This window comes from Pseudomonas sp. K5002, from assembly GCF_013386655.1.
GTDB lineage: Bacteria > Pseudomonadota > Gammaproteobacteria > Pseudomonadales > Pseudomonadaceae > Aquipseudomonas.
The window spans coordinates 1-363 of sequence record NZ_JACARK010001364.1 but is presented as its reverse complement, the minus strand read 5'-3'; the positions used below and the strand labels follow the sequence as shown (position 1 = coordinate 363).

The window sequence follows — 363 nt, the reverse complement described above, 5'->3', positions numbered from 1 at the left end:
GACTGCGCGGTGATCGGCGCGGCGCTGACTTGGTCCAGTACCTGGCCGGCCCTGCGCAGCAGGGCTTCAGCGGCGTGCAGTTCGATCTTCAGCTTGCCGATATCGGCGATCACATACAGGTCATCGCTGGCCCGTTCGACCTTGGCGTCGATCCATGGCCGCGAGCGTTCGCGTACAAAGCTGATGGTGTCGTCGATCGCGCCACGGGCGATGCCGGCGTCGATGGCCGCCTGGATCAATTGCGAGACTGCACCCTGGATGCCCGGTGTTTCGCCGAGTCGCCACGTTTCCACCACCAGTTCGGCGTCCACCGCCACTTGATCCAGCAGCACTGTGCCGCTGGCGGTGGTGCGTTGGCCAAAG

At 65.0% G+C, this 363-nt stretch carries 1 pseudogene; it reads right to left on the bottom strand.

What is annotated here, in order from left to right:
- Window positions 1-363 (bottom strand): annotated as a pseudogene (locus HX846_RS36395) (SfnB family sulfur acquisition oxidoreductase); the annotation flags it as partial.